Here is a 7003-nt window from a genome sequence, read left to right as displayed (position 1 = left end):
GGCAGATGCCGGTCCGGATCGTCTCCGACGGGGTGGTCACCCGCAGCGCCCGCGACACAGCGGCGTTCTACCGCGAGGCGGAACGGGTCTACCGGCCGCTGGCGATGCCGCCGATCGGCGACCTGACCCGCCCGGGCCGCAAGCGGTTGCGGGTCGCGCTCAACACCAGCGGGTTGTCGCGGGGCGCCGACGCAGAGGTCACCGAGCTCACCGAGCAGACTGCCCGCCTGCTGGAGGACCTCGGGCACACCGTGATCGAGGTCGACGCGCCGGCGCCGGCCACCTTCGCCGACGACTTCCTCCTCTACTGGGCGGGCCTCGCCCTCGCCCTGATCAGCGGGGGACGCCGCCTCCACGGCAAGTCGTGGACCAAGGCCCACCACGACGAGCTGACCGTCGGCCTCGCCCGCCACGCGCGTCGCAACCTGCACCGGTTGCCCGGGGCGATCCTGCGGCTGCGTCGCAGCACCCACGACGCGGCGCTCTTCTTCGAGAAGTACGACGTGAGCCTGACCCCGACCCTGGCGACCCCGACGCCGAAGATCGGGCACCTCGACCCGACCCAGGACTACGACGTCCTGATCGACCGGCTGCAGGACTGGGTGGCCTTCACGCCGCTGCAGAACGTGACCGGGACGCCGGCCATCTCCCTGCCGCTCGCGACCACCTCGACGGGGCTCCCGCAGGGCATGATGCTGGGCTCCGGATTCGGTCAGGAGGCGGTCCTCCTGGAGCTTGCCTACGAGCTCGAGCAGGCCCGTCCGTGGGCGCGGATCCAGGACTGACCGGGACAGGACGCGGGCGATTTCGCCGAACCGCCAGCAGGCCGGTATTGTTCTGCGGCGTTGCCCCTTTAGCTCAGTCGGCAGAGCGTCTCCATGGTAAGGAGAAGGTCTACGGTTCGATTCCGTAAAGGGGCTCTGGGAGCAGGGATGCCCGCCCACGCTCGTCGATCGAGGATCGCGCGGACGTGGACAGGCAGCCTGAAACCCCTGGCGGGGTAGCTCAGGTGGTTAGAGCACACGGCTCATAATCGTGGTGTCGCGGGTTCGAGTCCCGCCCCCGCTACGCCAGACGACACAGCAGCACCCCAGACGCCAAAGCCCAGACAGACAGCAAGCAAGGACTTCCCGTGGCCAGCAAGAGCTCCGACGTTCGCCCCAAGATCACGCTCGCGTGCGTGGACTGCAAGGAGCGCAACTACATCACGAAGAAGAACCGGCGCAACGACCCCGACCGCCTCGAGCTGTCGAAGTTCTGCCCGCGCTGCCGCAAGCACACCGAGCACCGCGAGACCCGCTGATCGGACGCCCTGCCTGACGGCAGCGGCCTGACCGACCCGGCTCCCCGACGGGAGTCCGGGTCGTTGTCTTTTCCTGCGGTCCGGGCGGTGGTCACGCCCCGCAGTCCGACCGCTCCCAGCGCGGGAAGTCGCTGACGTCGTACTGCGCGAGGGTCGGCACCACGGGCCGCCCGCCGTCGAGGAAGTACGGCGCCGCGGTCGTCTCGCTCACGACCCAGACCCTGCCCCGGGCGAACGCCACGCCCTCGGCGCCGGGCAGGAACGCGAACCGGCGCTGCGGACCGGCCCACAGCTCGCCGCAGTAGGTGTTGGACCGGGTGAACCACACCTGGGCAGGGCCGGGCCCGAGGTCCGCCCACAGCGCGCCCTGGCCCGCCCTCGGCGCCGGCTGGGCGTCGGCTGCGAGCTCCGGGGTCAGGTCGAGCCGACCGGGCTCGAAGAGGACGTCCGCGTCGAACCAGTGCAGTGGCCAGCGCCGGTCGCCGTGGAAGCCGCCGACGCCGAGCCGGCCCCGGTCGTCGTGCACGAGGAACGAGCCCCGCACCTGGTCGATGAGGTGCCACACCCGCAGCACCTCGAAGGTGTGGGGATCGAGCAGCCAGACCTTGGTGAACTGCGAGACCCAGAGACCGTGCTCGTCCATGCTGAGCCCGCCGGCATGACGGCAGTTGGCGGGTCCCCGGGGCGCCGGATCGGCGCTGATGCGGGCCACCTGGGAGATCCGCTCGCCGGTCCGCAGATCGAGCCGGATGATCCGGCAGGTGTCGGAACCGACCGCGTTCCGCCCGGCGTCGTAGCCGCTCACCCACGCCGTGTGCCCGCGGACGACGAGGCCTTGCGGCACGAACCGGGTCCCGGTCCTCGGCAGCCACCGGCCGGCGCACATCGCGTGGTCGTTGGGGACGGCGGCGAGCGGACCGTCGACGTACTCCGGGGCGCGGCCGGCCACGTCGTCGTACGCGAGGGGGCCGCAGCCCTCCAGCGCGGCGCGGCCGGCGCGGTCGGCGGGCTCCTTGCTGTCGGCCTCGCCGGAGCACGCCGCCAGCGCGACCGCCGCGGTCGCGAGCAGCGCCGCGGCCACACCCCGACCCGACATGCCCGTCAGTGTGCAGCACGCCCCCAATAGGGTGGGGCCATGCCGATCGACCCGACCCTCGTCGGCCGGGAGTTCCCGCCGACCCGGCCCTTGCTCGTGACCGAGGCGGATGTGGCGTCCTTCGCCGCCGCGACCGGGGGGACGACGACCCGGCGGGTCCCGGCGACCTTCCCGATCGTGGTCACCTTCAGGGCGCTCCTCGACTTCCTCGAGGCCGAGCAGGTCGAGCTCGCCCGGATCGTGCACGGCGAGCAGAAGTTCGCCTACGAGCGGCCGATCGTGGTCGGCGACCAGCTGACGGCGACGCTCGCGGTCACAGGCCTGCGCCAGATCGAGGGCACCGACATCCTGCGCACCACCAGCACCATCACCGATGCCACCGGCGACCTGGTCTGCACCGCGGGCGCCACGCTGGTCCACCGGGGTGACAAGTGAGCGCCCTCGAGCCCGGCACCGAGCTGGAGCCGCAGGAGTTCGTCGTACGCCGCAGCGACCTGGTCGCCTACGCCGCCGTCTCCGGCGACCAGAACCCGATCCACCAGGACGAGGCGATCGCGCACGCCGTCGGTCTGCCCGGCGTGATCGCGCACGGCATGTACACCATGGCGCTGGCCGCCCGCGCGGTCGCGATCTGGACCGACGAGGCCGAGGTCGTCGAGCTCGGCTGCAAGTTCACCGCGCCGGTCGTGGTGCCGGCCGACGGCGGCGCGACGGTGCGCGTCGGCGGGGTCGTCAAGAGCGTCGCCGACGGCCGCGCGACGCTCGCGCTCGACGTCACCTGCGCCGGCGAGAAGGTGCTCGGCGCACCCAAGGCGGTCGTTCGTGTCTAGTGCGGGCCCGGCTGAGCGGTTGGCGGACCACACCACCCTCCGGCTCGGCGGACCCGCCCACGCGTNGCCCACGCGTGGGTGCGCGCCACGACCGAGGACGAGCTGATCGCCGCGGTGTCGGCTGCCGACGCCGCCGGCGAACCGGTGCTCGTGCTCGGCGGCGGCAGCAACCTGATGGTCGCGGACGAGGGCTTCGCCGGGACGGTCGTCGAGGTCGCCACCCGCGGCATCAGCGCCGACGTCGACGCCGACGACGACCCGACCTGCGGCGGCGCGGTCGTCACCGTCGCCGCCGGCGAGACCTGGGACGAGCTGGTCGCCCGCGCGGTCGAGCAGGGCTGGGTCGGCGTCGAGGCGCTGTCCGGCATCCCCGGCTCGGTCGGCGCGACACCGGTCCAGAACGTCGGCGCCTACGGCCAGGAGGTCGCGCAGACGATCGCCTCGGTCCGGGTGTGGGACCGCAGGCTGAACGGCATCCGCACCTTCGCCGTCGCCGACTGCGGCTTCGGCTACCGCACGTCCCGCTTCAAGGTCGACCGCTACGACGCCAACGGCGGCCGTCACCTGGTGCTGTCGGTGACCTTCCAGCTCCGCCAGGGGAGCCTCGGCGCTCCGATCGCCTACTCCGAGCTCGCCCGAGCGCTGGGTGTCGAGGCTGGGCAGCGGGCGCCGCTCGCCGACGTGCGCGCCGCAGTGCTCGGCCTGCGTCGAGGCAAGGGGATGGTGCTCGACCCGGCCGACCACGACACGTGGAGCGCCGGCTCGTTCTTCACCAACCCGGTGGTGCCGGCGGCTGAGGTCCCCGCGGGCGCGCCGACCTGGCCGACCGCGGACGACGGCCTGGTGAAGACCAGCGCCGCCTGGCTGATCGAGCACTCCGGGTTCGGCAAGGGCTACGGGCTCGACCGCGGCACTGGCCGGGCCGCGCTGTCGACCAAGCACACCCTGGCGCTCACCAACCGCGGCGGCGCCACGGCCGACGAGCTGCTCGCGCTGGCACGCGAGGTCCGCGACGGCGTCGCGGCGTCGTACGGCGTCCGGCTGGTCAACGAGCCCGTGCTCGTCGGGCTGTCCCTCTGACGTCGCCGCGAAGGCTACTGCTCGACGCTGGCGAAGATCCCGATGATGAGGGCCACGACGGCCACGACGAGGAACAGCGCGAGCAACGCGAGCAGGATCCCGATCAGTCCCATGATCCAGCCCGCGACCGCCTGGCCGCGGTTGTCGTAGAGGTCCGGCCGGTCGCGGATCTGCCGGCTCGACCAGATGCCGAGGCCGAGCGCGACCGGCGAGCAGACCATCCCGAGGGCGGTGATGCCCGAGGTGGGGATCGCGAGCACCGCGCTCGCCAGGCCGACGATGCCGAGGATCATCGACCACAGCGCGCCCTGGTGGGTCTGCTGGCCGGTGGTCTGCTGGTAGGTCGGCGGCACGCCGTACGCCGGCACGGCCGGTGGGGCGTACGACGGCCACGGGGTCGCTGCCGGGTCCGCCGGTGCGGGGGTCTCGGCCGTGCCCCACGGCGGGCTGGTCGGCTCCGGGGTCCGCTCCGGCGTCGGTGTCGGGGTCGGTGTCGGAGTCGGGTTCGGTGTCGGGGGAGTCAGCCCGGGCTGGTCGGTCATGGGGGACTGCTACCCCTGGTCCGCGGGTCCCGAACCACCGGCGGCGCCGACCAGCATCAGCCGGATCAGGCTGTCGACGTACTGCCGGGTCCCGTCCTGGGTCAGCGCGGGGGACGGTGTCGTGATCAGCGAGACCACGATCCGGTAGGCCCACTCGGCCGCCTCGCGGGGGCCCAGGCCGGTCGACCGCGACTGGCTCAGCGCGCGGCCGAGCTGCTCCTCGAAGAGGGCGACCACGCGCTCGACGAGCGGGCCGGACTCGGTGGTCAGCGCGGGCAGGATCAGCTCGGGGTGCTCGCGGAGGGCCTTCTGCAGCAGGGCGTGCCCGCGGGCGTACTCGACGACGAAGCCGATCGCGCTGACCAGGTGTGCCTCGAGGTCGTCGCTGCGGCGCAGGATCGGGACCACCGAGCCGAAGAAGCGGTCCAGCTCGCGGTCCAGGATCGCCGCGACGATCGCCGACTGGTCGCCGACGTACTTGTAGACGGTCGGCCGCGAGATGCCGGCGCGCTCCGCGATGGCGGCGTGCAGGCGGGCGTCGAGCCCTTCAGCGAGCAGGCACTCGGTGGCGGCGTCGAGGATCCGCTCGCGGATCCGTCCGGCGGCGTCCGGGTCGGCCGGACCGGGGCGCAGGGGAGCGACGCTGGTCATGGCGGCATGGTACGACCCCTTGACCGGTCGTTGACGTACTGCGATGGTACGTAAACAACTCCTGCTCCGTCTCCGGAAGGGACCGTGCATGACCACCGCGCCCGAGCGCCCCGCCACCTCGCCCCGCCCGATGAGCCAGGTGGCCACCCGCCTGATCGGCGGGTCGGTCCGCCGGTCCTACGAACCGGAGGTGGCGATCGACTGGGACGCGCCCCTGGTCGACGGGAAGTACTTCCTGCCGAGGGAGGTCATCTCCCTCTACGGAACCCCCTACTGGGAGGAGCTGACCGAGGAGCAGCGGATCACGCTGTCGCGCGAGGAGCTCGCCAACGTCTTGTCGGTCGGCCTGTGGTTCGAGAACATCCTCAACCGCGCGCTGCTGCTGCAGCTGCTCCGCGAGGACCCCGCCGGACCGTTCGCCCACTACGTGCTCACCGAGATGGGCGACGAGTGCCGCCACATGACGATGTTCGGCAAGGTGATCGACCGGGTCGGCGCCCGGCCCTACCGGATGGGGCGACGGGACCGGTTCCTCGCGGCAGCGTTGCCGCACGTCCTCCGCGGGTCGCTGCTCTGGGTCGGCGCGCTCATCGGCGAGGAGATCTTCGACGCCCAGCAGCGGCGGATCATGAGCGACCCCGACCTGCAGCCGATCGTCGCCCAGCTGATGCGGATCCACGTGACCGAGGAGGCCCGGCACATCCGGTTCGCCCGGGAGGGCGTCGTCCACCGGATGCAGAGCGCGTCGCGGCTGGAGCGGTTCCTCGTCGGCAATCTCGCCGGCCTCGGCGGCCCCGTGCTCAAGCGCGCGCTGACGAACCCCGGCATCTACCACCGCGCAGGGCTCGACGTCGACCGCGCGGTGCGCGAGGTCCGCGACAATCCCCAGCACAACGAGATGGCGATCATCGGCTTCGCGCCGCTGGCGGCCTTCCTCGAGGAGAACCGGCTGATGGGCCGCCTCGGCCGTCACCTGTGGCGACGCAACGGGTTCCTCCCGTGAGCCGGCGCCGACGGCGGCCGCGCGGGATGTCGTGGACGCCACCGGCGGAGGAGAGCGGGTACGCCGGCCCCGCCGTACTCCTCGTCGGCGAGCGGGCCCTCGACGTGACCGTCCACCTCGACGGGCACCTCGAGCCGCTGGACGGGCGGTTCCACTGGTACGGCCGGATCGACCGCTCGCCGGCGGTGGCTGCGGCCAAGGAGGCCGGTGCCACCGCGGCGGAGCTGAGCATCGGCGACCGCGCGCCCGTCGCGCTGCGGCTGGCGGAGCGCGACGCCTGGGGCCACGTCCAGGTCAGCGGCACGGGCCGGCCGCCGTACCCGCTGGAGCAGGTCGAGGTCGACCTCCCCACCCCTGCCTCTGCCGCTGGTTGAGGTGCGTCCCCTTCGCTCGTCTGCGGCCTGCGCCGCTGGTTGAGGTGCGAGGAGCGCTAGCGACGAGCCTCGAAACCAAGGCGCCTTGGTTTCGAGGCTCGCTGCGCTCGCACCTCAACCAGCG

10 protein-coding genes and 2 tRNA genes are annotated in these 7003 nt (G+C 72.7%); 9 read left to right on the top strand and 3 right to left on the bottom strand.

Annotation, left to right across the window (positions count from 1 at the left end; genetic code table 11):
* From H0488_RS20785 to rpmG, 4 genes are all read left to right on the top strand, one after another.
* On the top strand, window positions 1-785 hold a 785-nt coding region (locus H0488_RS20785; protein ID WP_246372601.1), incomplete at its 5' end, for an amidase family protein.
* Window positions 786-847: 62 nt separating this feature from the next.
* Window positions 848-920, top strand: a tRNA-Thr gene (locus H0488_RS20780).
* A gap of 74 nt (window positions 921-994) precedes the next feature.
* Window positions 995-1068: transfer RNA gene (locus H0488_RS20775), tRNA-Met, on the top strand.
* Between the two features lie 64 nt (window positions 1069-1132).
* On the top strand, window positions 1133-1303 hold the full coding sequence (gene rpmG / locus H0488_RS20770; protein ID WP_118923003.1) for a 50S ribosomal protein L33: 171 nt from the start codon (window positions 1133-1135) through the stop codon (window positions 1301-1303).
* 91 nt (window positions 1304-1394) lie between these two features.
* Here rpmG and H0488_RS20765 read toward each other — a convergent pair whose 3' ends face one another.
* Window positions 1395-2399, bottom strand: a complete 1005-nt coding sequence (locus H0488_RS20765; protein ID WP_183101130.1) for a hypothetical protein — start codon at window positions 2397-2399, stop codon at window positions 1395-1397.
* Window positions 2400-2438: 39 nt separating this feature from the next.
* Here H0488_RS20765 and H0488_RS20760 point away from each other — a divergent pair, with 39 nt between their 5' ends.
* From H0488_RS20760 to H0488_RS20750, 3 genes are all read left to right on the top strand, one after another.
* Window positions 2439-2834, top strand: coding sequence for an FAS1-like dehydratase domain-containing protein (locus H0488_RS20760; RefSeq protein ID WP_183101129.1), 396 nt, complete (start codon window positions 2439-2441; stop codon window positions 2832-2834).
* On the top strand, window positions 2831-3229 hold the full coding sequence (locus tag H0488_RS20755) for a MaoC/PaaZ C-terminal domain-containing protein (RefSeq protein WP_183101128.1): 399 nt from the start codon (window positions 2831-2833) through the stop codon (window positions 3227-3229). The genes H0488_RS20760 and H0488_RS20755 overlap by 4 nt, the downstream gene beginning before the upstream one ends.
* Window positions 3230-3307: 78 nt before the next feature.
* A complete protein-coding gene (locus H0488_RS20750; RefSeq protein ID WP_376768488.1) occupies window positions 3308-4309 on the top strand; it encodes a UDP-N-acetylmuramate dehydrogenase in 1002 nt (333 codons plus the stop codon).
* 14 nt (window positions 4310-4323) lie between these two features.
* Here the strand turns inward: H0488_RS20750 and H0488_RS20745 are convergent, their stop codons facing one another.
* Both H0488_RS20745 and H0488_RS20740 read right to left on the bottom strand, forming a co-directional pair.
* On the bottom strand, window positions 4324-4851 hold the full coding sequence (locus H0488_RS20745) for a DUF4190 domain-containing protein (RefSeq protein ID WP_183101127.1): 528 nt from the start codon (window positions 4849-4851) through the stop codon (window positions 4324-4326).
* A 9-nt stretch (window positions 4852-4860) separates the two neighbouring features.
* The gene (locus H0488_RS20740) at window positions 4861-5502 is read right to left on the bottom strand and encodes a TetR/AcrR family transcriptional regulator (RefSeq protein WP_183101126.1); all 642 of its coding nucleotides are present in this window, start codon (window positions 5500-5502) and stop codon (window positions 4861-4863) included.
* 88 nt (window positions 5503-5590) lie between these two features.
* Here H0488_RS20740 and H0488_RS20735 point away from each other — a divergent pair, with 88 nt between their 5' ends.
* Window positions 5591-6505 (top strand): AurF N-oxygenase family protein, encoded by a 915-nt coding sequence (locus H0488_RS20735; protein WP_183101125.1) that lies wholly within the window; start codon window positions 5591-5593, stop codon window positions 6503-6505.
* Window positions 6502-6879 (top strand): DUF4873 domain-containing protein, encoded by a 378-nt coding sequence (locus H0488_RS20730; RefSeq protein ID WP_183101124.1) that lies wholly within the window; start codon window positions 6502-6504, stop codon window positions 6877-6879. Before H0488_RS20735 ends, H0488_RS20730 begins: the two co-directional genes overlap by 4 nt.
* Window positions 6880-7003 lie beyond the last annotated feature (124 nt).

It is taken from the genome of Nocardioides pelophilus, from assembly GCF_014180685.1.
Taxonomy (GTDB): domain Bacteria; phylum Actinomycetota; class Actinomycetes; order Propionibacteriales; family Nocardioidaceae; genus Nocardioides; species Nocardioides pelophilus.
This window is presented reverse-complemented; position numbering and strand designations above follow the sequence as displayed.

Bases quoted from the DNA above. Each gene is read 5' to 3' on its own strand.
- H0488_RS20740 (WP_183101126.1), bottom strand. From the start codon at position 5,502: ATGACCAGCGTCGCTCCCCTGCGCCCCGGTCCGGCCGACCCGGACGCC.
- H0488_RS20735 (WP_183101125.1), top strand. From the start codon at position 5,591: ATGACCACCGCGCCCGAGCGCCCCGCCACCTCGCCCCGCCCGATGAGC.
- H0488_RS20765 (WP_183101130.1), bottom strand. From the start codon at position 2,399: ATGTCGGGTCGGGGTGTGGCCGCGGCGCTGCTCGCGACCGCGGCGGTC.
- H0488_RS20745 (WP_183101127.1), bottom strand. From the start codon at position 4,851: ATGACCGACCAGCCCGGGCTGACTCCCCCGACACCGAACCCGACTCCG.
- H0488_RS20760 (WP_183101129.1), top strand. From the start codon at position 2,439: ATGCCGATCGACCCGACCCTCGTCGGCCGGGAGTTCCCGCCGACCCGG.